Origin of the sequence: Janibacter sp. HTCC2649, from assembly GCF_000152705.1 — a bacterium.
Taxonomy (GTDB): domain Bacteria; phylum Actinomycetota; class Actinomycetes; order Actinomycetales; family Dermatophilaceae; genus Knoellia.
On the sequence record NZ_CH672413.1, the window covers coordinates 3,596,247 to 3,619,974 of the forward strand.

Here is a 23,728-nt window from a genome sequence, read left to right on the forward strand (position 1 = left end):
GACGCATGGCAAGGTTGACGCTCGTGAAGGTCGCCCTGTTGTCGGACTGCTATCTGCCTCGCCTCGGCGGTATCGAGGTCCAGGTGCACGATCTCGCGCACCGGCTCAGCGCGGCCGGGCACGAGGTCGAGGTCGTCACGGCCACGCCGGGCGACACGCGCGACACCACCCACGACGTGGAGATCGACGAGCGAGACGGCACCTCGGTGCTCGTGCACCGACTCCCTCTGCGGATCCCCGGTGCACCGCCGATCAACCCGTTCGTCAAGGACGAGGTCCGCGAACTCCTCACGTCCGGCGGCTTCGACGTCGCCCACGGGCACATGGGCGTCGTCAGCCCGTTCGCCACCGACATGATCGGCGTGGCCGTCGATGCGGGCCTGCCGACGGCCGCGACCTGGCACTGCGTCATCGACCGGAGCGGTCCGATCTTTCGCGCCCTCGGTCATGCCCGTCGGTGGGGCGAAGCCGGAGCTGCCCTGTCCGGTGTGTCGTCGATGGCGGCCGAGCGCGTGTCCGGCATTGCGGGAGGCGCCGACGTGCAGGTCCTCGGCAACGGCATCGACGTCGACCGCTGGCGTCCCACCCCCGATGACGCGGCCCGTCCCACGGACGGTGTCGTCCGCGTCGTCAGCGCCATGCGTTTCGTCCGGCGCAAGCGCCCGGGTGCCCTCATCGACGTCCTCCGCTCCGCGCGCGAACAGCTCGATCGCACCACCCCCCATGTCCGGCTCGAGGCGCACCTCGTCGGAGACGGTCCTCAGCGGCGACTCATCGCGGCGCAGCTCCAGCGCCATGGCATCGACTGGATCCACCTGCCCGGGCGCGTGACCCGCGAACAGCTGCGCGACCTGCACTGGCGCAGCGACATCTATCTCACGACGGCCCGCCTCGAAGCCTTCGGCATCGCGCCCCTCGAGGCCCGCACCGCCGGCCTGGCCGTCGCAGCCCTTCGCGGCACCGGAGTGGAGGACTTCGTCACGGACGGGCGCAACGGCATACTCCGCGGTTCCGATGACGACCTCGCCACGGGACTCGCGCAGCTCGCGAGCGACCCCACCGGGCTCGCGCAGCTGCGAGCGCACAACCTCGCCACGCCACCCGCGCAGTCCTGGGACAGCATCATCGGAGCGACGCTTGCTGAGTACGAACGGGCCGCGCGATGATCGACATCGTTGCGCTGCAGGGGAATCGAGAGGTGGAGCGCTTCCCTCTGGAGCATGGGTGCGACCCTTCGACCGAGCTCGCCCGACGCGGCTGGACTGGTCGGGCAGTGTCCGCGGAGCGGGGCTCATCCGACGACCTGACGATCACGTATGCCGTGGAGCCGTGCGCACCGACACTCACCCAAGGCGACTCCGGGGTGGCGCACGACGACGGTCTCGCGGACAGTGACCTGGCGAATGTGGTTCCGTACCAACGCATTGCGGCGTATGCCGTCGTGCGCAGCTCCCGGGGAATCCTCATGACCGAGCTGTCGGACAGGACCAACGCGGCCGGCCTGTGGAACCTGCCCGGCGGCGGTCTCGACCTCGGCGAGGACCCCACGGACGCTGTCGTTCGTGAGGTCCACGAGGAAACCGGACAACACGTCGTGGGCGTCGCGCTGCTCACGGTCATGACCCGGCACTGGGTGGGACGGGCGCCGAACGGGCGGGTGGAGGACTTCCATGCGGTCCGCCTGTTCCACACCGCTCACTGCCCCGAGCCGACGGTCCCGGTGGTGCTCGACGTGGGCGGCTCGACCTCGGACGCCCGCTGGATGCCCGAGACCGAGCTCACGAGCCTGCCGCTCGCGAGCTCGGTCCCAGAAGCGCTCGCCGTTGCCGGCGTGCCCTTGTGACCAGGAGTCAGCCCCTGAACCGCTGACCACGCAGACCCGCCAGCCCGAGGACGACGAGCAGGACGCCGGCGCCGACGACGGCGACGGGCCCGACGACACCCCAGGGGATGTCGAGATCGGTGGACTTGCTGATGAGCACCGCGATCGCGGTGAGCAGGCCGAGGAGTCCGAAGACCGACGTCGTCGGAGCCGGGCTGGACTTGTACTCCGGCACGGCGGTCTGGAGGGTCTGGGTCCCGTACGACGCTGTGTACGGGGACGCGTGGGCCGGCGCGGGGGTCGAGGTGTCCGCGGTCGACGTCTGAGCATTCGACGTCTGAGCATTCGACGTCTGGGCACTCGACGTCTGGGCAGTCGACCTCTCTGGCTGCGACTCGTCGAGGAGGGTTTCGAGAGTGGTGGTCTCGTCACTGCCCTGGGGGATGGTCCGAGTCTCGTCGGGCTTGGTGTCGTCGTGCTGGCTCATGGGTCAGCCCTCCTGGATGGTGATCTGGCCGGCGGTGATGTCGGCGCGAATGATGATGGTGGGGGAGCTCGTACCGACGTTGACGGTCAGCGTCTCGCTGGGTCCGTCGTCGTTGCCCTGGTCCCGGGTGGAGACCCCAGCTGGGAGGTCGCCCCGGACCACGACGTCACCGAAGGACGAACGGGCCCGGATCTGGGCGTTGGCCCCGGCCGGCACGATGATCGTCATCTCACCGACGCCCTGCTTGATCTCGATCTGCTGCGGGATCGTGGCAGCTGCTCCGGGCGCCGAAGCGCTGGGTGACGGAGCGACACTGGGTGACGGACTGGCGTTGGGCGATGGTGTCGGCACGGGGGTCGCCACGGGCGGAAGCCCAGTGGGGTTGGCGAGCTGGTTGACGAGGGGGCGGAGGTCGACCGTGGTCTCACCGGCGCCGAGCTCGAAGCGGGTCGTCGTCGTCGAGAGCGACGGGATCCAGGTGCGGGTGCCCTGGCCGTTGCCCCAGGTGTCCTCGCCGACTGCGGCGACGGCCGTGCCGAGGCCGAGGATCATGACGAGCACGACCGACATGAGGCTGCGTCGGCCCAGAAGCCCGATGACCATGGTCGTCAGGGAGGCGGCGCCGAGGGCGATGACGCCCCCGAAGAGCTCGCGAGAGCCCGAGAAGTCCATCGGTCCGTCGAGCATGAGCCCGGCGCCGTAACCGACGATCGCTGCACCCAGCACGAGAGCGAATCCGGCGAAGCCTGCTCCGCGACGGCGTGGCCGCGGCGGGGGAGGGGGAGCGAGCGGCAGGTGGGCGCGCGGCGGCACGGGGGGAGCGGGGGGCGGCTGCCACGCATCGGAACCGGACCCAGAGGAGCTCGCGCCCGTGGGGTGAGTGGGCGCCGTCGGTGCGTAGGACGTGGGAGCCGAGCCAGCGGCATACACGTCCGTTCCGACGGGACCACCCTGCGAGGTGGACGTCCACGGGGAGGCCGCGACGCCGTCCTTGCGCTGCTGGTGACGCCAGACGAACCAGCCGATCACGGCGAGAGGGACGATGCCCCACCCGAGGAGGAAGCCGTTGTCCCCGAAGACCATTGCCGCGATGACGAGGACCGCGACAACTGACAGCGCGATCGCGCCGCCGGCGTCCGTGGTGCCGTCGCGGTTGATCGCGTCGCGGGCCATGATCCGACCGGTCTCGTCGGGCAGGAACAGCCAGGCGAGGAGATAGACGACGACGCCGAAGCCGCCGAGCAGGGTGAGGCCGATCATCGCGGCCCGAATGAGGACCGGGTCGACGTCGACCCGGCGGGCGATGCCGGAGCACACACCACCGAACCACTGGCGGGAGCGATCGCGGCGGATGCCGATCGAGAGGATGTCGTCCCAGAACTTGGTTCCCTGGGACTGGGCGGTCTCCGCCGCGTTGGGTGTCTGCGTCATGTCATCAACATTGACCGACGCGAGCCTTCGCTGCCATGAGGGTCGACCCTGACGACCCCCTGAGGTGACCCCTGTGAGACCCCTGCACCCGCCGACTTCCTGGCATTCGTGCGACAGGATGGGGGCGTGGCCACACCGTACGAGCGCACCAGGGATCAGGCAGTCGACCCGCACGAGGGACGACCGGCCCTGACCCGACCCATTGGGGGCCGCTGGCTCGGGGGAGTGTGCGTCGGCATTGCCGAGCACCTCGGTGTGCGACTGCGCTGGGTGCACCTGGCCTTCATCGTGCTGGCGTTCACCGGTCCCGGTCTTCCGGTCTACCTCTTCCTCTGGGTCGTGACGCCCTCCAGTGACATCGGCGGCGGTCAGCGCGAACCCGGTGCCCTGCGTGCTGTGTCCGGTCTGAGCGAGTCCCGGTGGGGCATGTTCGTCGCCGCCGGCGGGATGCTCGTCCTCATCGGCACCGTCGTCGGCCTCCAATGGGCCGGGGTCGACGTGCGCGCTGGCGTGCTCCTGCCGCTGCTGCTCATCGCCGCGGGCGTTGCCGTCGCGTGGTCGCACCTCGACGACGCCGAGCGCACCAAGTGGCTCGGCACCCAGCAGCAGGACCGCGGCATGCTCTTCCTGCGCCTCGGCCTCGGGATCACCGTCGCGGTCATCGGCATCCTTGTCCTCACGATCCGCGGCAACTCGTTTGCGGCGATCGGCGACGCGCTCCTCGCAACCGTGGCCGTCCTCGTCGGCGCCACCCTCATCGCTGCCCCGTGGGTGGTGCGCCTGTGGCGCGACTACCGCGAGGAGCAGGAGGTCGCGGCCCGCGCCAATGAGCGTGCCGACATCGCCGCCCACCTCCACGACTCGGTCCTGCAGACCCTCGCGCTCATCCAGCGCCGCTCGCACGACCCGGCCTCGGTCACCCAGCTCGCCCGCGCCCAGGAACGCGAGCTCCGCTCGTGGCTGTATGCCGGTCCCTCCGGTTCCGATGAGACCCTCGCCTCTGCCGTCACGGCCGCCGCCCACGATGTCGAGGACCGGGGCGGCGTCGTCATCGACCTCGTCGTCACCGGTGACCGTCCGCTGGAGGAGCACGGCACCGCCCTGGTTCGGGCGATGCGCGAGGCGATGCTCAACGCGACGCGGCACGGGAAGGCGCCGGTGACGGCATACGCCGAAATAGGCCCCGGAGGGGTCGACGCGTTCGTCCGCGACCGCGGCGAAGGATTCGACATGGACGACATCCCCGAGGACCGGTTGGGCGTGCGCGCCTCGATCCTCGGCAGGATGGAACGACACGGAGGCACCGCCAGGATCCGCCGCCGTGAGGACGGAACCGAGGTGGAGCTCACGCTGCCGCCTCTCGAAGGAGAACAGTCATGAGCACCGAGCCCAACAAGAAGCCTGCCGCCCCGCGCACCGGCCCCGTCCGGGTGGTGCTCGTCGACGACCACCGGATGTTCCGCACGGGGGTGCGCAGCGAGCTCGCCGAGGAGGCGGGTCCTGCCATCGAGATCGTGGGCGAGGCGCCGGATGTCGAGGCGGCGGTCAAGGTCATCCGTGAGACGCGCCCCGACGTCGTGCTCCTCGACGTCCACCTGCCCGGCGGCACGGGCAAGGGGGGCGCCGACGTCATCAATGGCTGCTTCGGCGTCGACACCGAGGCGGGGGCGCCGGTGCGCTTCCTCGCCCTGTCGGTCTCTGACGCGGCGGAGGACGTCATCGCCGTCATCCGGGCGGGCGCTCGCGGCTACGTCACCAAGACGATCACGGCGCGCGACCTCGGGACGGCAGTGCGGCGGGTGGCCGACGGCGACGCGGTGTTCTCTCCGCGGCTGGCGGGCTTTGTGTTGGACGCCTTTGGTGCGGCCGCTGGGGAGATTGCCGAGGTCGACGAGGAGCTCGACCGGCTGTCGGCGCGCGAGCGTGAGGTCATGCGCCTCATCGCGCGTGGCTACCAGTACAAGGAAGTGGCCAAGGAGCTCTTCATCTCGGTCAAGACCGTTGAGACACACGTGTCCTCGGTGCTGCGCAAGCTCCAGCTGTCGTCACGGCACGAGCTCACCGCCTGGGCGATGGGCCGTCGCCTAGTGTGACTGCCATGGATTTCCTGATCAACGTCTTCGTCGTCCTGCACCTGCTGGGCCTCGCCGCGATCGTCGGCAGCGCGGTGTTCGTCGCGCGGGGCGTTCCGACACCGGCGCTGGTGTGGGGTGCACGGGCCCAGATCATCACCGGGCTGATCCTCGTCGGTCTCAACGAGGCGGGTGACGAGCCGCTCAACCACACGAAGATCGGCGTCAAGCTCCTCATCGCGATCGGTGTTGCGGCCTGTGCCGAGATCGCCGCCGCTCGTGAGCGCAAGGGTCAGGGCAACCCGCAGCTCGTCCACGCCGCCGGAGCCCTCGCGGTCCTCAACACCCTGATCGCCGTCCTCTGGACCTCGGCGAGCTGAACCCCGTCAGGGGATGAGCAGGAGCTTGCCCTGGGTGCGACGACCCTCCAGATCGGCGTATGCCGTGCGCGCTTCAGCCAGCGGGTAGCGCCCACCGACGCTGACCTGCACGTCTCCTGACTCGATCCACTCGAAGAGCTCGGTGGCACGGGCCCGCAGCTCCTCTGGCGTGGCGACGTAGGAGCCGAGGGTCGGTCGGGTGACGAAGAGCGAACCCAGCTTGTTGAGTCGCTGCAGGTCGAACGGCGGGACCTGACCGCTCGCGGCGCCATAGAGCACCATGAGGCCGCGCGGTCGGAGCGAGTTCAGCGACGCCTCGAACGTGTCGAGGCCGACGCCGTCATAGACGACATGGACGCCCACCCCGTCGGTGAGCTCGCGGACGGTCGCGGCAAGGTCGTCGACCTCGGCGTAGTTGACGAGCTCGTCGGCGCCGCGCTCGCGGGCGGTCTCGAGCTTCTCGGCGGAGCCGGCGGTGGCGATGACGCGCCCCCCGCGCTTCTTGACCATCTGGGTGAGCAGCTGACCGACGCCACCGGCCGCGGCGTGGACGAGGGCGACGGTGCCCTGCTGCACGGCATACGTGCTCGTCGAGAGGTAGTGCGCGGTGAGGCCCTGGAGCATCGCCGCGGCAGCGGTCTCGAGGTCGACGCCCTGCGGGACGTGGACGAGGTTCTTGGTGTCGACGGCGGCGTAGGCCTGGGCCGAGCCGAGGCCCTGGCCCCACGCAACCCGGTCGCCGATGACGAAGCAGTTGACGTCGGGTCCGACCGCGACGACCTCGCCCGCACCCTCGGCCCCGCACACGAACGGAGTCGGGATCGGATAGACGCCTTCGCGCTGATAGGTGTCGATGAAGTTCACGCCAGCGGCGGCAACCCGCACGAGGACCTGCTCGGAGCCGGGCACCGGGAGGGCCTGCTCTCGGACCTCGAGGACGTCGCCTCCACCGTGAGCAGTCACGACGAGGGCGGGGGCGGACTCGGGCAGCGCTGAACCTGAAGTCATCAACTCAGGCTAGCGAGGTGCTTCATGCGCGGTGCAGGTGGACCTCTGTGGCCTTGACCGCGAGCACGATCCGGTCGCCTCGTGTGAGCCTCAGGTCGGCCACGGCGGCCGGGGTGATGTCCGCGCTGAGCACGTCGGTGCGAACCCTCACGAGGTGCCCGTGTGGCTCGAGGTCGACGACCGTGGCGTCGAGGCTGTTGCGGGGGCTGCCGTGGGGCGCCTCGAGGTGGACGCTCACCGCCGAGGGTGCGACGACGGCGGCGACGGGCTCGCCCTCGCCGAGCGGCTGGTCCGCGATGCCGTGCAGAAGGCGACCGTCCGGCATACGCAGGGCTCCATCGGCCGAGAGGCCGCGCAGGAGGTTCAGACCGGCGAACCGTGCGCCGAAGTCGCTCGTCGGACGACTGAGCACCCGAGCGGTCTCGCCCTCTTCGACGACTCGTCCGCCGTGGATGACGGCGACGCGGTCGGCCAGGAGCGCGGCGTCGAGGACGTCGTGGGTCACGAGGATGGTCGTGCGGTCATGGGTGACGCGGCGCAGGAGGTCACGGACGTCGGGCGCCACCTCGACGTCGAGCGCGGAGAGAGGTTCGTCGATGAGGAGGACAGCGGGTTCGGTGGCGAGGGCGCGGGCGATGGCGACCTTCTGCCCCTGTCCGCCGGACAGCTCGTGGGGGCGACGATCGGCGTATGCCGCCATGCCCACCTTCTCGAGCCACGTCGCCGCCCGCTCGGCCGCGGTTCGACGCGCGGTGCCGGTCGCTCGAGGTCCGAAGGCGACGTTGTCGAGGGCGCTGAGGTGGGGAAAGAGGCGGGCCTCCTGCGCGAGGAGGGCGATGCCGCGGGCGTGGGGCGGGACCCACGTGTTGGTGGCGCGGTCGGAGAGGACGCGGTTGCCGAGCCGGACGGTGCCGGTGTCGGGGCGCAGGAGTCCTGCAGCGGCGGCCAGGATCGTCGACTTGCCAGCGCCGTTGGGGCCGAGCAGGGCCAGGGTCTCGCCCTGCTCGACGCGTACGCGGACGTCGACGTCGCGGTGGGCGACGGTCAGGTCGATCTCGAAGGTGGGGCCCTCAGGAGTCCGGGTCATGGCGTACCAGCCGCGAGGGAGTCGCGTCGAGCACGGGTCAGCCCGATGACGAGTACGGCGACGGCGACGAGGACGAGCGAGAGGGCGACAGCGGCTCGGGGGTCGCCCTCGCGCTGGAGGTAGATCTCGAGGGGGAGCGTGCGCGTCGTGCCCTGCAGGGACCCGGCGAAGGTGATCGTGGCGCCGAACTCGCCCAGGCAGCGCGCGAAGGCGAGGATCGTGCCGGAGAGGAGTCCGGGGAGGGCAAGCGGGAGGGTGACTCGTCGGAACACGGTGGTGGGTGCGGCGCCGAGGGTGGCGGCGATGTCTTCGTAGCGGGTGCCAGCCGCGCGCAGGGCGCCTTCGAGGCTGAGCACGAGGAAGGGCATCGCCACGAAGGTCTGGGCGATGACGACGGCGGTTGTCGAGAAGGCGATGTCGATGCCGAGGACGTCGAGGGTGTGGCCGAGCACTCCGCGCCTGCCGAAGGCCTGGAGCAGCGCGATGCCTCCGACGACGGGTGGGAGGACGAGAGGGAGCAGGACGAGGGAGCGGAGCAGGGTCGAGGCGGTCCCGGTGGTGCGGGCGAGGACGACGGCGAGGGGGATACCGAAGAGCAGGCACAGGACGGTGCTCGCGGTGGCGGTGCGCAGGCTGAGCCAGAGCGCCGCCGTGGACGCCTCGGAGCTGATGAGCGGCCAGAAGTTCGCCCAGTCGACGGTGAGCGCCATCGCAACGATGGGCACCGCGACGAGGAGAGCCCCGATGGTTGCTGGGACCAGCAGCCATCGCGGAATGGTCAGTCTGGTCACGGGGCGGCGAATCCTGCTGCCTGCAACACCTTCTGGCCCTCGGCGCCGGTGATGGCGGTGACGAACTCACCGGCCAGGGTGGCGTCGGTGGCTCCCTTGAGCGAGGCGATCGGATAGATGTTGATGGCCGACTTGGCCTCGGCGAAGTCGAGGCCGGTGACCTCTGCGCCTGCGCCCTTCACATCGGTGACGTAGACGAGGCCGGCGTCGGCCTCACCCGAACGCACCTTGCCGAGCACGTCGGTGACGGCCTGCTCCTCGCTCACCGGCTTGATGTCGATTCCGGCCGCCTTCTCGACGGAGATGGCGGCCGCACCGCAGGGCACGGCGGGAGCGCACAGGACGACCTTGGCGCCGGGCTTGGTCAGGTCGGCGAGGGACGTGATGCCGGCGGGGTTGTCCTTGGGCACCACGATCTGGAGCGTGTTGCTCACGAACGGGGTGGGCTCGCCGGTGACGAGACCGTCCGTGACCGCCTTCTTCATCGTGGACTCGTTGGCCGTGGCGAGGACGTCAGCGGGCGCGCCGTCGGAGAGCTGCGAGACCAGGCCGGAGGAGCCGCCGAAGCTGAACTTCACGGTCACGCCCGGGTGAGCCTTCTCGAAGGTCTTGCCGATCTCCTCGAACGACTTCTGCAGGGAGGCTGCCGCGAAGACGGTGAGCGTGCGAGGAGTTGCTGCGGACGAACTCGACTGCGCCGCAGGCGTATCCGTGCTGTCAGGGGTGTCGTTCGATCCACACCCAGCCACGAGCAGAAGGCTGGCGACAGCGATGGACGAGCGGACGGCATACGCGCGGGTGTGCTTGGCGATGTTCACGGGGTCTCCACGATGACGGTCGTCGACTTCACGACGGCGACGGCTACGGAACCGAGCTCGAGTTCGAGCTCGCGGACGGCTTCGCTCGACATGAGCGAGACGACACGGAAGGGGCCGCACTGCAGCTCGACCTGAGCCATCACCTTGTCCATGGTGATGTCGGTGACGAGGCCGACGAAGCGGTTGCGGGCGGAGCGGCCGACGCTCGACGGGTCGGCGACGGCGCGGGCCTGCTCGCGGGCGAGGAGGGCCACGGCGTGACCGTCGACGACCTTGCGGCCGGCGTCGTCGGTGTGGGCGTCGAGGGCGCCACTGTCGACCCAACGTCGGACGGTGTCGTCACTGACGCCGAGGAACATCGCGGCTTCGGACAGGCGCATGTGCGGCATGCAGAACACTCTAGTCCCGCATCTGCGGAGTTGGATGTCAATCGCCCACGTTGGTCAGGGGCGCAGTGTGGCGAGGACTGCGTCGAGCATGTCCGGAGTGAGGCGTCCCGTGTAGGTGTTGTGCGGGCTGACGTGATAGCAACCGATGAGGCGGACGGGGTGCCCGCTGGGGGTGCGGAGGATGGCTTCGGTGGCATGGCCGAACTTCGGGCGGGGCGCGGGGACGGTCCAGCCGAGGGTGGTGGTGGCCGCGAGGACGCCCTTCCAGCCGATCTCGCCGAGCGTCATGATGACGCGCAGCCGGTCGCCGAGGAGCTCGAGGTCGCGGCCGAGCCACGTGGCGCAGGTGGCGCGTTCGGTCGGGGTGGGTACGTTCCCGGGAGGGGCGCATCGCACGGCAGCAACGATGCGTATGCCGGTCAGCTCGAGGCCGTCTCCGGCGCCGACCGAGGTCGGCTGGTTCGCGTACCCGGTTCGGTGGAGGGCGGCATACAGGAAGTCGCCGGAGGCGTCGCCGGTGAACATGCGACCCGTGCGGTTGGTGCCGTTGGCTGCTGGCGCGAGGCCGACGATGAGGGCGGTGGCGTCGGGGTCACCGAACGACGGACCGGGCCGTCCCCAGTAGGGCTGGTCGGCGAAGGATGCCCGACGGTCATGTCTCGCAACGGTTTCACGCCAGTCGACCAGGCGTGGGCAGGCGCGGCAGACGGTGACGCGGGCGTCGACCTCGGTGAGGGTGAGGGCGCTGGCGGCGAGTGCGTGGACGTCGTCGACGTTGTGGGCCACGGGGGTGTCGGTGGTGGCCGGGTCGCCGGGCCAGCCGGCTCCGGGCGGCACGGGGGAGAGGAAGGGCTCGCCGGTGATGGGGTGCCTGTCGGGGCCGACGCGCGTCACTCCATCGGTGCCGCTGATGTTGCGTTCGGCCGTCATGGCTTGGCTTCGTCGTCCTCGGGTTCGGGCTCGGGCGGGGTGTCTGCACCTTCGCGTTCGTCGCGGTCGGCCCACTCGAGCAGGGGGGTGATGTCGAAGACGTGCTTGTCGATGTCCGCGTGGAGGTCGCCGAGCCTGGCGTAGCGCTCCGGAACGGTGGCGATGGTGAAGTCCTGGGGTTCGACGTCGTCGACCTCGTCCCACTCGATCGGGGTCGAGACGGTGCCGATCGTGTTGCCGCGCACTGAGTAGGCACTCGCGATCGTGTGGTCGCGGGCGTTCTGGTTGTAGTCGACGAACACCGCTTCGGGGTCTCGGTCCTTGCGCCACCACGTCGTCGTGACGTCGTCGGGGGCGCGGCGTTCGACCTCACGGGCGAAGGCGAGGGCGGCGCGGCGCACGTCCTGGAAGCCGTGGTCGGGGGCGATGCGGACGTAGACATGGAGGCCGTGGCCGCCGCTCGTCTTGGGGAAGCCGGTGGCGCCGAGCTCGTCGAGAACCTCGTGAGCGACGTGAGCCACCCGGCGGACCCGGTCGAAGGGGGCGTCGGGCATGGGGTCGAGGTCGATGCGCCACTCGTCGGGCTGTTCGGTGTCGGCGCGGCGGCTGTTCCACGGGTGGAACTCGACGGTACTCATCTGGACGGCCCAGATGATGTGGGCCAGGTCGGTGGGGCAGAGCTCGTCGGCGTGCAGCCCGTATCGCGGGAAGTGCAGCCGGACGGTCTCGAGCCATGGGGGTGCGCCGCGAGGGACGCGCTTCTGGTGGACCTTGTTGCCGTCGACGCCGTCGGGGAAGCGGTGCAGCATCGTCGGGCGTTCGCGCAGGGCGTTGAGGATGCCGTCGCCGACCGAGAGGTAGTAGTTGGCCAGGTCGAGCTTGGTCTCACCTCGGGCAGAGAAGTAGACACGCTCGGGGCTCGAGAGTTTCACCTCGTGGCCGGCGACATCGAGGTAGACGGGTTCGCCGAATTCACCCTTGCGAGAGGCCATGCACGACACCGTATGCCGTCCGCTCACCCGCACGTATCCAGAACTTCGCGCGGACGAACCTCAGAACGGGATGACGTCCGGTCGCGGGGGTGGCAGTGGTGGGCCGTCGAAGATGACGCTGATCCTTGGTCCAGTGAGGGTGGGTAGGCCGTGTCCGGCGTCGAGGTCGATGGGGTGCGGTGGGCCGCCGTACGTGTTGCCGCGAACGTCGAAGGTGATCGGGTAGGCACGGGGTTCGGCGTTGGCGGGGCCGCCGAGGAGTTCGATGAGTTCTTCCTCGAAGGTCGTGGGGATGTCGGCGGGGTCTGCTGTGGCGCGTCCCGACGTGGTGGTGCCAGCGGTGATGAGGTGGAGGTGGTCGACGGGCCAGGTGGTGCGTTGCAGCCCGGTGGGGTCGGTCCAGGTGACGGTGCTGTCGGGGTGGAGCTTCACGCTCCAGCCGTCGCGTTGCTTGATCTGGTGGTGGCGTCGGCACAACGCCATCAGGTTTGAGGGTGTGGTGGGACCCATGGGCCAGGGGCGGACGTGGTCGAGGTCGCACTGGCGTGCGGGCACACCGCAGCCGGGGAAGCGGCAGGATCCGTCGCGCAACCGGATGAGTCGGGCCATGCCGTCGGGGACCCGGTAGGACTGGCTGAAGTCTTCGAGGTCCTGGCCGCAGCGTTCGGCTTTGCGGCGAGCGTGTCGGGCTCGGCCCTGACCACGCGCGAAGGCGGCCGGGACGTCACCGTGCAGGAGGGCGCCGGTGTCGTTGTCGCAGGTCAGGTCACGGTCGGGGTTCGAGGTGTCGGCTTGGTCGAGCCATTCACGGCGGACGAACGTGGTCCCACCCTGTCCGAGCCCACCGACCTCGACGAGGTCCTCGGCCGCACCGCTCGCCTCAGTGGGCACAGTCGTCTCTGCGGGCGCGGTGGTGCGGTCAGCAGTGGTGGTCTCGTCGGCGGTGGTGTCGGTGGGTCGCGCTTCGTCGTCGGCGGCGCGGGTGGCGTGGACGATGACCTTGACGTCGGAGTGTTCGAGGATGAGTTCCATCATCGCGTCAGACCGAGCCATCTCCAGGTTGCTGGCTTTCTTGTCGCGCACCAACTGCCGGGCGCGTTCGGTGACGGCAGCCCACGCACCCCTGGCGTCCTCGACCCGGAAGTCACCGCGCCAGTGGTCGGTGCCGTGCTCCCCGGTTCGGCGGGTCAACCCGCGCCGGGCCCGCTCCTCCTCAGCTTCCTGGGCGACCGCGTCCGGGTCGACCTGCGCCGCGGTGCGCGCCAGGAGCCGGCGCAGCGGCCCCGTGGTCAGTTGTCCCCACACGTCCTTGACCCGGTCCACGACCTCAGCCGCGGACTCCGCCGACAAGAACTCCGTCTCCTCCGTGACGACCCGGGCACGCTGCTCATCCAAATCACCCGACGCCATCGCATCCACCACCGCAGGGGTGCGCGTCAGCTGACGGATCGCATCGAGGATCCGGTTCGTCGCGACATGCACCGAACACCCCAACCGGGGTGCCGCCAGCTCCGGCCCGTCCTGGCGTTGGTGCCCCAACCCGTGATGGACCTCCACCGAGGTGCCGTCCTCCTGACGGTGGACATCGCGCGCGGACAGGTGCGCCAACGCGACCGCCTGCCGGGCCGACGCGGCGTCCTTCTCCCGCTGCGCGAGCTCGATGACGTCCAGGAGTTCCTCGGAACTCAACTCATGTGCGGAAGCGCGCAGCGCGGCATACCGGCCCTCAAGGGCGGCGGTCGCGGCGGTGCTTTCCATGACCTGATTTTACTCGAACGTGAGTTCTAGAGTCAAGGAATTCGGGCTACGCTCTGGGCTGAATTCCGCACTCGCACAACCCAATTCACCAAATGGGCACGGCAAGGCCGGCGCTTGTCAACGACGTTAGCAACGGCCACCGACAGTCCAGCCCGAGGACTAGTTGACATTCCTAACTAGATAGGGGAACCATCTAGCCATGGGGAAGGCCAAAGTGCGCGAGGACCGACAGAGCCAGTGGCTCAAGGGAGTCCTCGATCTCGCCGTCCTCGCAGCCCTGTCGCGCGAGACGTCGGCCTATGGCTACACGCTCATGGCGTCCCTGGCGGACTTCGGTTTCGAGGGGATCAAGGGCGGCACGATCTATCCGCTGCTGAGCCGCCTCGAGGAGGACGGCCTCGTCAAGAGTGAGTGGGTCACCGGGCAGTCGGGTCCGCCGAGAAAGTACTTCTGGCTCACCGGCGCAGGACGGGCCGAGCTCGCCTCCGGACGCGACGGATGGCTCAGCTTCTCAAAGACCATGACCAAGGCACTGGAGGGCTGAGGATGCCGACCGACGTATGGACCTATTCGAAGCTCCTCGCCGAGCAGCTCCGCATCAATGGAGTCAGGGAACGCGAGGTGCGCGAGATCGTCGCCCAGGTCCAGGACCACGTCCTGATGACAGGTGAGGACCCGATTGTGGCGTTCGGCCAGCCTGCGGACTATGCCGGCACCTGGCGTCCCCTTCGATGGACCTCCTGGCTCCTCCGTCTCACAACTGCTTGCCTGGGGGTGACGGGGCTGGTGGCTCTGTTGACGGCCTTGGTGCCTGCTGGGGACATTGGGTGGACCGAGAACATCGACGTCGATACGGCTGCTCTGGCGATGGTGGCGGCGTATGTGACTACTGCCGTCCTGGGCTGGACCGTGGGGCTGTGGCTGAGCCGCCAGCGATCTCGAGTGCTCGGCGATCCACGGAGGCAGTGGCTGCTGCGCGCTCTGAGTCTGCTTCTCTTCGTCGTGGCCGTTGTCGTGGTGGGTTGGTTGTTCGTGTGGGGTGACGATTCCTTCCTCCCATCCGGCACGGCGTTCTCGCAGCCGCGCTGGCTCGTTGCGGCCTTCGGGATCCTTACTGTCCCTGGCGTGTACTTCTGGAATCCACCGACTCGCAACATGCCGGACCAACCGTCATCGACGCTGCGAATGAGGGTGCGGCGATGGTTCAGCTGACGGGCCTCTCGACCTACTGCGGGATTCTCGCCGAGCAGTTGCGGTTCAACGGGGTTCGGGGGCAGAAGGTCGCCGAGATCGTCGTGCAGGTCGCGGATGGGCCTTGATCTTCTCGCTGACCGCCAGCGAGGTCGGGTGGACAGAGGACCTGAACTTTGACTACCTGATGCTCGAAACCGCGATGCCCTACCTGACCCTCCCCATCTTGAGCTGGACGGTGTTGGTGTGGTTGAGCCGCCGTCGTGCGGTGCGGCAATCCGAGGGGCACGGATCCGTCCAGCGTCGGGACTGGGTCGTCTTCGGTGTCGTGTTCCTGATCGTGAGCGGGTTGTTGTGGTGGGGCCTTACGTCGCTCCCGTCGTCGGGCACCGTGTTCTCGGGGGCGCGTTGGCTCGTCGCCCTCTTTGGGCTGGTCACCGTCCCCGGGCTGTACTTCACCTTTCCTCCACACCAAGCCTTTCCCGCCCGGCCCAGGTCACGTCGAATCCGGTAAAGGAAGATGCGGAGACCGCCAGGCGCACGTAGCCTTGTTCGCATCATGAAGAACTGATCCAGCGACCACGCACGCGCCCGAGGCCACCCGCCCGCGCGAGCCACTGAACCCTCCCCGCTGGAGTTCCATGTCTCACCCCCTCACCCTCCGCGACGTCTCGCACGGCTACGCCGGCCGCAGCGTCCTCGACGCCATCGATCTCACCGTTGCGCCCGGCCAGCGCGTCGGCCTCATCGGCGAAAACGGTTCTGGCAAGTCGACGCTCATCCGTCTCGTCGCCGGCATCGAGCAGCCCAACCGCGGCAGCATCACCACGCCCCACGACCTCGGCTACCTCGCCCAGGACAGCGGACTCGACCCCCGCAACACCATCGGCGACGTCCTCACCCAGGCCCTCGCGCCACTCCACGATGCCGTCGCGCGCCTGGAGGCCTTGAGCCACGACCTCGTGAATCCCGTTGCGGCGCAGACCTATGACGAACTCCTGACCTGGGCGACCTTCCACGACGCCTGGGACGCGGACCGGCGAGCCGAGATCTCCGCGCAACGCCTCGGCCTCGGCGCCCTCGACCACGCCCGCACCATCGCCGAACTCAGCGGAGGCCAGCGCAGCCGCCTCGCCCTCGCAGCCCTCCTCACCAGACGCCCCGAGTGCCTCGTCCTCGACGAACCCACCAACCACCTCGACGACCAGGCCCTCGACCACCTCGAGTCCGAGCTGAACCAACTTCCCGGGGCGGTCCTCGTCGCCAGCCACGACCGCACCTTCCTCGACACGGTCTGCACGGCGGTCGTCGACCTCGACCCCAGCCACTTCGGGACCGACGGCGAAGGCGGGCGACGATTCACCGGCAACTACACGGCATACCTGACGGTTCGTCGCGATTCCCAGCGACGCTGGGAGGAGGCGTATGCCGCCCAGCAGGCCGAGCTGGCCGACCTGCGCACCGCTGCGCGCACCACGACGAGCGATGTCGCGCACAACCGAGGTCCACGCGACAACGACAAGTTCATCCATGCCTTCAAGGGCGCCCGGGTCCAGAAGTCCGCCAGCCGTCGAAGTCGTGACGCCCAGCAACGCATCGAGGTGCTCGAACGCGACCAGGTGCGCAAGCCGCGCCCGCCGCTGACGTTCGCCGGGGACTTCACGGCGGCAGGCGCCGCGTCCGTCCGCGTGCGCGATCTCCTCGTCGACGGGCGCGTCCACGTGCCGCGGCTCGACGTCGCAGCGGGGGAGCACGTCCTCATCGAGGGGTCCAACGGCTCCGGCAAGTCCACTCTCCTCAAGGTTCTCGCCGGGCGTGTCGCCCCGGACGCCGGCGACGTCCAGGTGTCGGCGCGACGGGTCGGCCTCCTCACACAGGACGTCGAGTTCCCCGACCCGGCCGCCACGGTCCGTCAGACCTATCGGGCGACCGGCTCCGAACTGCTTCTCGGTGAGCTCGGCCTCATCCACCCCCGCGACGTCGACCGCCCGGTCGGACTCCTCAGCGAGGGGCAGCAGCGACGGCTGGCGCTGGCCATCGTCATCGGCGAGCAACCCGACCTGCTCCTCCTTGACGAGCCGACCAACCACCTCAGCCTCGCCCTCGTCGAAGAGGTCGAGGCAGCCCTCGCCCGCACGCCCGTCACGGTCATCGTCGCGAGCCACGACCGATGGCTGCGCGGACAGTGGAACGGCCCACGCGTGCCATTGAAGCTGTGACCCGCGTGCGGTTGGCTGGCTCCATGAGCACACCCAGCATCCTGCCGACCACCCACACCGTCGTCTCTGGTGACACCCTCAGCGGAATCGCCCAGACCTACAACCGAACCCTCGCGGACCTGCTGCGGTGGAACCCGATCAACGACCCGAACCAGATCCAGGTGGGTCAGGTCATCAATGTCGCCGACAGCGGTGAAGACCTTGAGTACACCGTGGTCGAGGGCGACACCGTGTCCGAGCTGGCGCAGCGGTTCGGCAAGCGATGGATCGACATCGCCGCAGTCAACCGGCTCGACGACATCAACCTCATCACGGTCGGGCAGAAGCTGATCATCCCGGCCCAAGGGGTCGCTCGCTGACGCACAGGTGTTCGGGCACTGTGGGTGTCACGACGTAGGGTTGTGGCCAAGATGAGCACCCTTTTCGATGGCATGGATTTCAACGGGACGGGCCTTGGCGAGCCCGATTCCGCCGCAGACCCCGACAGCGCACCCACGACGGACCACGACACGCAGGTGAGCGCCCACGCGGCGCTCGTCAACGCGGCCGGTGTCCCTTCGTGGGCCCTCAATGACACAGGCGACGGCTCCGTCCACAGGGAGCCGGCCTGGGGTTCGACGCCCGCCCAGGACCCCGAAGCCCTCCTCGAAGGACTCAACGAGGAGCAGCGTGAAGCCGTCATCCACGCCGGTGGACCGCTCCTCATCATCGCCGGCGCCGGCTCGGGCAAGACGCGTGTCCTGACCCACCGCATCGGCTACCTCCTCGCCGCCCGAGGCGTCCAGCCCGGCCAGATCCTCGCGATCACCTTCACCAACAAGGCCGCCGCCGAGATGCGCGAGCGCGTCCAGGACCTCGTCGGGCCGCGCGCCCGCGCCATGTGGGTCATGACCTTCCACAGCGCGTGCGTGCGGATCCTGCGCCGCGAGGCCGACAAGGTCGGGATGAAGTCGACCTTCTCGATCTACGACGCCGCCGACAGCCAGCGCCTCATGTCGATGGTCATCCGCGACATGGACCTCGACCCCAAGCGCTACAACCCGCGCACCTTCAGCCACCAGGTGAGCAACCTCAAGAACGAGCTGATCGACGAAGAGACGTATGCCGCCACCGTGGGTTCCGAGCCCAGCGCCGAGAACCCTGGTGGCACTCATACGGAACGGCTCCTCGCGGAGGCGTACACGGCATACCAACGTCGTCTGCGTCAGGCGAACGCACTCGACTTCGACGACATCATCATGCTCACGGTCCACATGTTGCAGGCCTTCCCGGACGTCGCCGAGCACTACCGTCGCCGGTTCCGGCACATCATGGTCGACGAGTACCAGGACACGAATCACGCCCAGTACCAACTGATTCGCGAGCTCGTCGGTTCGGACGAGAAGCGCGGTGAACACTCCGTCGAGCCCAGCGAGCTCGTCGTCGTCGGTGACGCCGACCAGTCGATCTACGCGTTCCGTGGGGCGACGATCCGCAACATCGTCGAGTTCGAGGTGGACTACCCGGAGGCCCGGACGATCCTGCTCGAACGCAACTATCGCTCCACGCAGACGATCCTCACCGCCGCCAATGCCGTCATCGCGCGCAACGAGTCGCGCCGCAAGAAGAACCTCTGGACCGACTCCGGCTCGGGGGCCCCGATCATCGGTTATGTCGGCGACAACGAGCACGACGAGGCCTCCTTCGTCGCGCGCACCATCGACAAGCTCGGGGACGAGCACGGCGTCAAACCCGGAGACGTCGCCGTCTTCTATCGGACCAACGCGCAGTCCCGTGCCCTTGAAGAGGTCTTCGTGCGCGTTGGCCTGCCCTACAAGGTCGTCGGTGGCACGCGGTTCTACGAGCGCCGCGAGGTCAAGGACGCCTTGGCCTACCTGCGCGTGCTCTCCAACCCGGCCGACACGGTCAACCTTCGCCGCATCCTCAACGTCCCCAAGCGCGGCATCGGCGACCGGGCCGAGGCCGTCGTCGCAGCGCTGGCCGAACGCGAGCGCATCTCGTTCGTCGAGGCGCTGGGCCGACCCGAGGATGCTCCCGGCATCGCCACCCGCTCGATCGCCTGCATCAAGGGGTTCACGGCCCTGCTCGAGGACCTCGGCACGGTCCGCGACGACGACAACGCCGGCGTGGCCGACCTGCTCGAGGCCATCGTCGACAAGTCCGGCTACCTCGCCGAGCTGCGCGCCAGCCACGACCCGCAGGACGAGACCCGCGTCGAGAACCTCGCCGAGCTCGTCGCCGTGGCCCGAGAGTTCGACGAGGCTCGCGCCGAGACCGGTGAGGTCAACAGTCTCGAGGACTTCCTCGAGCAGGTCTCGCTCGTGGCCGACGCTGACGAGATCCCCGACTCCGCGGAGGCCGAGGAGCAGGGCGTGGTCACGCTGATGACGCTGCACACCGCCAAGGGCCTCGAGTTCCCCGTCGTCTTCCTCACCGGGATGGAGGACGGCACGTTCCCGCACCTGCGGTCCCTCGCCGACCCCAAGGAGCTCGAGGAGGAACGGCGCCTCGCCTACGTCGGCATCACCCGCGCCCGCGAACGGCTCCACCTGTCACGGGCCGCCGTGCGCTCCGCCTGGGGCGCACCGCAATACAACCCGCCCAGCCGGTTCCTCGACGAGATCCCGACCGAGCTCCTCTCCTGGGAGCGCGAGCTCAGTGGCCTGGCCGCCATCGGGCAGCGCGGCCAACGCCCCGCCGTTGCCTCGCTCGCGGCCCGCCCTGGTGTGCGCTCGCCCGGCAACCGCCCGATCATCGCGCTGTCACCCGGCGACAAGGTCACCCACGACACCTTCGGCATGGGCAGCGTCGTGCGCACCATGGGTGAGAGTGACAAGACCCAGGCCGAGGTCGACTTCGGTGGCGACACCGGCGTCAAGCGCTTCCTGCTCCGCTTCGCCCCGCTCGAGAAGCTCTGAGCCGAGGCTGGAGCGCGAGGCGAGCGCACGGCATACGCCAACGAACGAACAAGGGCGGCACCCGAATGGGTGCCGCCCTTGCGACGTTGATCGTGAAGCGTCAGCTCACTGGAGGCCGTGCGCCTCGAGCCACGGTGCCGGGTTGACGGCGCCGCCACCCTCAGGGTGGATCTCCAGGTGGAGGTGCGGGCCGGTGGAGCGACCGGTGTTGCCGGAGTAGCCGACGATGTCGCCGGGCATGACCTCGGCGCCGACGCGGGTCGCGAACCGGCTCATGTGCGCGTAGAAGGACTCCGTGCCGTCCCAGTAGCTGATCCGGACGAGGTTGCCCATGTTGCCGTTGGCTCCAACGAAGGTGACCGTGCCGCGGGACATCGCGTGCAGCGGCGTTCCGACGGCCGTACCGAAGTCGTTGCCCCAGTGCATGCGTCCCCAGCGCATGCCGTAGCCCGACGTGAACGTGGCGCCTGAGATGGGCATGACCCACTTCTTGCCTTCGCGCTCCATCTTGGCCTTCGCGGCGGCATCGGCCTTGGCCTTGGCGGCAGCGGCCGCAGCGACGCGAGCCTTGCTGCGAGCCACGCGCTTCTGCTCGGTCACCCGACCCTGCAGGGCTGCCGTCTGGATCGCGACCTGCTGGCGGCGCGTCGAGAGGTCAGCCTGCTGGGCGACCTCCGTCGCAGCCTGGTCCCGGGCGGTCTGCGCTTGGGCAGCCGTCAGGTCGAGGGTCAGCGGAGCGGACTCGGCAACTGTGGCACCCGTGGCGGTGACGACCAGCGCCGCAGCAGCGGCAGTGGGCAACACGAAACCAGGATGAAGGGCGCGGGAGACTCGGGTGGTCGTCGCAGGTTTGCGGTGACGGCCTCGGTGGCGCCCCTGGTAAGGGGAAGTCAAAACAGGGATACCTCACGTGCAGGGGACACGGGAGGCACCACCGTACCGTGACCTGACCGTTATACAAACTCGTTGTCCACATCATTGCTCTGACCTGCAGGGATGCGATTTCCGCTTCGGCGAGTCGCGCCGGCGTGTCGCCCGGTGGCCACTCGGCAGCCACGTCCCGATCGGTCAGCTGAGGCCGTCGGCCGTATGCCGTCCGCTCGCCGAGCGTCGGCCGTGCTGGCTCGCGAGGTCATCGGCACGACCGCGGTGCGCGATCGGCGTGACGCCCGCGGTGACCGTGCCGCCGTCCTGGTCCAGCTCGGCCAGTGCGGTGGAGATGCCGTGGACGACGTCGCCCACGATCGGCAGCGAGATGTGCCCGACCCCGTGGAGGCGGATGTTGCGGACGGAGAGATCGGGGTGGCGCAGTCGGCCGTTGCCCTGCGGGACGACCACGATGTCGGTGTCCGACCAGTAGCAGATGAATCGCGTCGTGCAGCCGGGAGCGGGCTCGTCGAGCTCGTTGAGGAGGCCGCTGCCCGGGCGCATCTGGGTGCCGAGCCGGCTCGGGAGGGCGTAGGCGCTGTAGGTGCCCTGGTGGGGTGTGCCCAGCGTGACGAGCGTGTGGACGTGCTCGTCGCCGCCGAGGCGCGTGACGTAGTAGCGGGCGATGAGGCCGCCGAGGCTGTGGCCGACGACGTGGATCTTCTCGTAGCCGGTGTCGGCGACGATCGACTCGATCTCCTCGCCGAGCTGCGCGGCCGCTGTGCGGATGTCGGCGGTGAGGGAGGAGTAGTTCATCGCGTAGACCGACCCGAACCCGCGACGCGTGAGTCCGCGACGGAGCAGCGTGAAGATCGAGCGGTTGTCGATGAAGCCGTGCACGAGCAGGATCGGCGTGCCCGAGGCCTCGAGGTGGGAAATGATGAGGCCGCGCTGCACGGGCGCCAAGTGCTCGATCCGGTACCCGCGCAGACCATCGGCGCGCTCTTGGAAGATCCCGAGCGGATAGGTCGCGAGGTGCGTCCCCACCCAGGCCGTCTCGATGGCCATGCCGAAGATGGCTCGCGGGGTGAGGAGCGTCCCGACGCCACGGGCCAGCTGGGCTCCGGACAGCGCCAGCTGGCGGGCGCGGCCCATCACGGGCAGACCTTCTCGGCGCTGGCCGAATCGGCCGGGTGCGTCCTCACTGATGCATCCATGGTGGTTTCACCGTATAGCCCCGCCGTCTGACCGTGCCCGATGTAGTGAGGATCACGCGGCTGGCGTCACCAGATCGAGACCCGTCGGCGGTGCAGCCTTCGCGGCGGGTCTAGGCTCGCCCCGAACGAACCAGCGGTCAGTAGACGACGACGTGAGGACGGGAACGAATCCGTGGACCTTTTCGAGTACCAGGCACGCGATGTGTTCGAGAAGCACGGTGTACCCGTGCTGGCTGGAGCAGTTGCCACCACCCCTGAGGAGGCCCGTGCGGCCGCCGAGACCATCGGGGCCAAGAGCGGCGGTGTCACCGTCGTCAAGGCTCAGGTCAAGACCGGTGGACGAGGCAAGGCGGGCGGTGTCAAGGTCGCCAAGACGGTCGACGAGGCGCAGCAGCACGCTGAGGCCATCCTCGGCATGGACATCAAGGGCCACACGGTCCACCAGGTGATGATCGCCCAGGGCGCGCAGATCGCCGAGGAGTACTACTTCTCCGTCCTGCTCGACCGCACCAACCGCACCTACCTCGCCATGTGCAGCGTCGAGGGCGGCATGGACATCGAGCAGCTCGCCGTCGAGCGCCCCGAGGCCCTCGCCAAGGTCGCGGTCGACCCCAACGTCGGCATCGACACGGCCAAGGCGCAGGAGATCGTCGACACGGCCGGCTTCGACGCCGAGACCGGCGCCAAGATCGTGCCCGTCCTCGAGAAGCTGTGGCTCGTCTACCGCGACGAGGACGCCACGCTGGTCGAGGTCAACCCGCTCGTCAAGACCACCGACGGCGACATCGTGGCCCTCGACGGCAAGGTCACCCTCGACGAGAACGCCGACTTCCGTCAGCCCGACCACCTCGCACTCGAGGACAAGGCCGCTGCCGACCCGCTCGAGGCGGCCGCCAAGGAGAAGAACCTCAACTACGTGAAGCTCGACGGCAACGTCGGCATCATCGGCAACGGCGCGGGGCTCGTCATGAGCACGCTCGACGTCGTCGCCTACGCCGGCGAGTCGGTCGGTTCCAAGCCCGCCAACTTCCTCGACATCGGTGGAGGTGCGAGCGCCGAGGTCATGGCCAACGGGCTCGGCATCATCCTCGGCGACGAGCAGGTCAAGGCCGTCTTCGTCAACGTCTTCGGTGGCATCACCGCGTGTGACGAGGTCGCCCGCGGCATCGTCGGCGCGCTCGACACGCTCGGTGACGCTGCGACCAAGCCGCTCGTCGTGCGTCTCGACGGCAACAACGTCGATGAGGGTCGTCGCATCCTCGCGGAGCGCAACCACCCGCTCGTGACCATCGAAGAGACCATGGACGGCGCCGCGGCCAAGGCCGCCGAGCTCGCCGCCCAGGCCAACTGA

Annotated in this window: 24 protein-coding genes; 12 read left to right on the forward strand and 12 right to left on the reverse strand. The window is 69.1% G+C overall.

Annotation, left to right across the window (positions count from 1 at the left end; genetic code table 11):
• Positions 1–5: 5 nt before the first annotated feature.
• Both JNB_RS17240 and JNB_RS17245 read left to right on the forward strand, forming a co-directional pair.
• A complete protein-coding gene (locus tag JNB_RS17240; RefSeq protein ID WP_009777806.1) occupies positions 6–1,166 on the forward strand; it encodes a glycosyltransferase family 4 protein in 1,161 nt (386 codons plus the stop codon).
• Positions 1,163–1,843 carry an NUDIX hydrolase gene (locus tag JNB_RS17245; RefSeq protein ID WP_009777807.1) on the forward strand — a complete coding sequence of 227 codons (681 nt, stop codon included), beginning with the start codon at positions 1,163–1,165 and terminating at the stop codon, positions 1,841–1,843. The genes JNB_RS17240 and JNB_RS17245 overlap by 4 nt, the downstream gene beginning before the upstream one ends.
• 7 nt (positions 1,844–1,850) lie before the next feature.
• Here JNB_RS17245 and JNB_RS17250 read toward each other — a convergent pair whose 3' ends face one another.
• Positions 1,851–2,309 carry a hypothetical protein gene (locus tag JNB_RS17250; protein WP_009777808.1) on the reverse strand — a complete coding sequence of 153 codons (459 nt, stop codon included), beginning with the start codon at positions 2,307–2,309 and terminating at the stop codon, positions 1,851–1,853.
• 3 nt (positions 2,310–2,312) lie between these two features.
• A complete protein-coding gene (locus JNB_RS17255) occupies positions 2,313–3,740 on the reverse strand; it encodes a PspC domain-containing protein (protein WP_009777809.1) in 1,428 nt (475 codons plus the stop codon).
• 126 nt (positions 3,741–3,866) lie between these two features.
• Here JNB_RS17255 and JNB_RS17260 point away from each other — a divergent pair, with 126 nt between their 5' ends.
• From JNB_RS17260 to JNB_RS17270, 3 genes are read left to right on the forward strand one after another with little or no spacing between them, the layout of a single operon-like run.
• Positions 3,867–5,120, forward strand: coding sequence for an ATP-binding protein (locus JNB_RS17260; protein WP_158306150.1), 1,254 nt, complete (start codon positions 3,867–3,869; stop codon positions 5,118–5,120).
• Entirely contained in the window at positions 5,117–5,833 is a 717-nt protein-coding gene (locus tag JNB_RS17265; protein ID WP_009777811.1) for a response regulator transcription factor, read from the forward strand. The genes JNB_RS17260 and JNB_RS17265 overlap by 4 nt, the downstream gene beginning before the upstream one ends.
• A gap of 5 nt (positions 5,834–5,838) precedes the next feature.
• A complete protein-coding gene (locus tag JNB_RS17270) occupies positions 5,839–6,192 on the forward strand; it encodes a hypothetical protein (RefSeq protein ID WP_009777812.1) in 354 nt (117 codons plus the stop codon).
• 6 nt (positions 6,193–6,198) lie between these two features.
• Here JNB_RS17270 and JNB_RS17275 read toward each other — a convergent pair whose 3' ends face one another.
• The 8 genes from JNB_RS17275 to JNB_RS17310 are packed head-to-tail and all read right to left on the reverse strand — an operon-like array spanning position 6,199 to position 13,965.
• Entirely contained in the window at positions 6,199–7,200 is a 1,002-nt protein-coding gene (locus tag JNB_RS17275) for a quinone oxidoreductase (RefSeq protein WP_009777813.1), read from the reverse strand.
• Positions 7,201–7,222: 22 nt separating this feature from the next.
• Positions 7,223–8,287 (reverse strand): sulfate/molybdate ABC transporter ATP-binding protein, encoded by a 1,065-nt coding sequence (locus JNB_RS17280; RefSeq protein WP_009777814.1) that lies wholly within the window; start codon positions 8,285–8,287, stop codon positions 7,223–7,225.
• Positions 8,284–9,078, reverse strand: coding sequence for an ABC transporter permease (locus JNB_RS17285; protein WP_009777815.1), 795 nt, complete (start codon positions 9,076–9,078; stop codon positions 8,284–8,286). Before JNB_RS17285 ends, JNB_RS17280 begins: the two co-directional genes overlap by 4 nt.
• Entirely contained in the window at positions 9,075–9,896 is an 822-nt protein-coding gene (modA, locus tag JNB_RS17290; RefSeq protein ID WP_009777816.1) for a molybdate ABC transporter substrate-binding protein, read from the reverse strand. Before modA ends, JNB_RS17285 begins: the two co-directional genes overlap by 4 nt.
• The gene (locus tag JNB_RS17295) at positions 9,893–10,285 is read right to left on the reverse strand and encodes a molybdopterin-binding protein (RefSeq protein WP_009777817.1); all 393 of its coding nucleotides are present in this window, start codon (positions 10,283–10,285) and stop codon (positions 9,893–9,895) included. Before JNB_RS17295 ends, modA begins: the two co-directional genes overlap by 4 nt.
• A gap of 54 nt (positions 10,286–10,339) precedes the next feature.
• Entirely contained in the window at positions 10,340–11,215 is an 876-nt protein-coding gene (locus JNB_RS17300; RefSeq protein ID WP_009777818.1) for a uracil-DNA glycosylase, read from the reverse strand.
• The gene (gene ligD / locus JNB_RS17305) at positions 11,212–12,207 is read right to left on the reverse strand and encodes a non-homologous end-joining DNA ligase (protein WP_009777819.1); all 996 of its coding nucleotides are present in this window, start codon (positions 12,205–12,207) and stop codon (positions 11,212–11,214) included. The genes JNB_RS17300 and ligD overlap by 4 nt, the downstream gene beginning before the upstream one ends.
• 60 nt (positions 12,208–12,267) lie before the next feature.
• A complete protein-coding gene (locus tag JNB_RS17310) occupies positions 12,268–13,965 on the reverse strand; it encodes an HNH endonuclease signature motif containing protein (RefSeq protein ID WP_009777820.1) in 1,698 nt (565 codons plus the stop codon).
• Between the two features lie 199 nt (positions 13,966–14,164).
• Here JNB_RS17310 and JNB_RS17315 point away from each other — a divergent pair, with 199 nt between their 5' ends.
• The 6 genes from JNB_RS17315 (at position 14,165) to pcrA (ending at position 20,293) form a co-directional block, all read left to right on the forward strand.
• On the forward strand, positions 14,165–14,509 hold the full coding sequence (locus tag JNB_RS17315; RefSeq protein WP_009777821.1) for a PadR family transcriptional regulator: 345 nt from the start codon (positions 14,165–14,167) through the stop codon (positions 14,507–14,509).
• Between the two features lie 2 nt (positions 14,510–14,511).
• Positions 14,512–15,177 carry a hypothetical protein gene (locus JNB_RS17320; RefSeq protein ID WP_009777822.1) on the forward strand — a complete coding sequence of 222 codons (666 nt, stop codon included), beginning with the start codon at positions 14,512–14,514 and terminating at the stop codon, positions 15,175–15,177.
• A 103-nt stretch (positions 15,178–15,280) separates the two neighbouring features.
• Entirely contained in the window at positions 15,281–15,670 is a 390-nt protein-coding gene (locus JNB_RS17325) for a hypothetical protein (protein ID WP_009777824.1), read from the forward strand.
• A 127-nt stretch (positions 15,671–15,797) separates the two neighbouring features.
• A complete protein-coding gene (locus tag JNB_RS17330; RefSeq protein WP_009777825.1) occupies positions 15,798–17,375 on the forward strand; it encodes an ABC-F family ATP-binding cassette domain-containing protein in 1,578 nt (525 codons plus the stop codon).
• 23 nt (positions 17,376–17,398) lie between these two features.
• Positions 17,399–17,734: a LysM domain-containing protein gene (locus JNB_RS17335; protein WP_158306151.1), complete on the forward strand. Its 336-nt coding sequence runs from the start codon at positions 17,399–17,401 to the stop codon at positions 17,732–17,734.
• Positions 17,735–17,785: 51 nt separating this feature from the next.
• Positions 17,786–20,293: a DNA helicase PcrA gene (gene pcrA, locus JNB_RS17340; protein WP_040885153.1), complete on the forward strand. Its 2,508-nt coding sequence runs from the start codon at positions 17,786–17,788 to the stop codon at positions 20,291–20,293.
• A 105-nt stretch (positions 20,294–20,398) separates the two neighbouring features.
• Here the strand turns inward: pcrA and JNB_RS17345 are convergent, their stop codons facing one another.
• Positions 20,399–21,097, reverse strand: coding sequence for a M23 family metallopeptidase (locus tag JNB_RS17345; RefSeq protein ID WP_009777828.1), 699 nt, complete (start codon positions 21,095–21,097; stop codon positions 20,399–20,401).
• A 264-nt stretch (positions 21,098–21,361) separates the two neighbouring features.
• Positions 21,362–22,315: a triacylglycerol lipase gene (locus tag JNB_RS17350; protein WP_009777829.1), complete on the reverse strand. Its 954-nt coding sequence runs from the start codon at positions 22,313–22,315 to the stop codon at positions 21,362–21,364.
• 234 nt (positions 22,316–22,549) lie between these two features.
• On the opposite strand from JNB_RS17350, the gene sucC reads away from it, so the two are divergent.
• Positions 22,550–23,728: an ADP-forming succinate--CoA ligase subunit beta gene (gene sucC, locus JNB_RS17355; protein ID WP_009777830.1), complete on the forward strand. Its 1,179-nt coding sequence runs from the start codon at positions 22,550–22,552 to the stop codon at positions 23,726–23,728.

Bases quoted from the DNA above. Each gene is read 5' to 3' on its own strand.
- JNB_RS17310 (WP_009777820.1), bottom strand. From the start codon at position 13,965: ATGGAAAGCACCGCCGCGACCGCCGCCCTTGAGGGCCGGTATGCCGCG.
- JNB_RS17240 (WP_009777806.1), top strand. From the start codon at position 6: ATGGCAAGGTTGACGCTCGTGAAGGTCGCCCTGTTGTCGGACTGCTAT.
- pcrA (WP_040885153.1), top strand. From the start codon at position 17,786: ATGAGCACCCTTTTCGATGGCATGGATTTCAACGGGACGGGCCTTGGC.
- JNB_RS17265 (WP_009777811.1), top strand. From the start codon at position 5,117: ATGAGCACCGAGCCCAACAAGAAGCCTGCCGCCCCGCGCACCGGCCCC.
- JNB_RS17350 (WP_009777829.1), bottom strand. From the start codon at position 22,315: ATGGGCCGCGCCCGCCAGCTGGCGCTGTCCGGAGCCCAGCTGGCCCGT.
- JNB_RS17270 (WP_009777812.1), top strand. From the start codon at position 5,839: ATGGATTTCCTGATCAACGTCTTCGTCGTCCTGCACCTGCTGGGCCTC.
- JNB_RS17255 (WP_009777809.1), bottom strand. From the start codon at position 3,740: ATGACGCAGACACCCAACGCGGCGGAGACCGCCCAGTCCCAGGGAACC.
- JNB_RS17280 (WP_009777814.1), bottom strand. From the start codon at position 8,287: ATGACCCGGACTCCTGAGGGCCCCACCTTCGAGATCGACCTGACCGTC.
- ligD (WP_009777819.1), bottom strand. From the start codon at position 12,207: ATGGCCTCTCGCAAGGGTGAATTCGGCGAACCCGTCTACCTCGATGTC.
- JNB_RS17335 (WP_158306151.1), top strand. From the start codon at position 17,399: ATGAGCACACCCAGCATCCTGCCGACCACCCACACCGTCGTCTCTGGT.
- JNB_RS17250 (WP_009777808.1), bottom strand. From the start codon at position 2,309: ATGAGCCAGCACGACGACACCAAGCCCGACGAGACTCGGACCATCCCC.
- JNB_RS17330 (WP_009777825.1), top strand. From the start codon at position 15,798: ATGTCTCACCCCCTCACCCTCCGCGACGTCTCGCACGGCTACGCCGGC.
- JNB_RS17295 (WP_009777817.1), bottom strand. From the start codon at position 10,285: ATGCCGCACATGCGCCTGTCCGAAGCCGCGATGTTCCTCGGCGTCAGT.
- JNB_RS17315 (WP_009777821.1), top strand. From the start codon at position 14,165: ATGGGGAAGGCCAAAGTGCGCGAGGACCGACAGAGCCAGTGGCTCAAG.
- JNB_RS17300 (WP_009777818.1), bottom strand. From the start codon at position 11,215: ATGACGGCCGAACGCAACATCAGCGGCACCGATGGAGTGACGCGCGTC.
- JNB_RS17320 (WP_009777822.1), top strand. From the start codon at position 14,512: ATGCCGACCGACGTATGGACCTATTCGAAGCTCCTCGCCGAGCAGCTC.
- JNB_RS17245 (WP_009777807.1), top strand. From the start codon at position 1,163: ATGATCGACATCGTTGCGCTGCAGGGGAATCGAGAGGTGGAGCGCTTC.
- JNB_RS17275 (WP_009777813.1), bottom strand. From the start codon at position 7,200: ATGACTTCAGGTTCAGCGCTGCCCGAGTCCGCCCCCGCCCTCGTCGTG.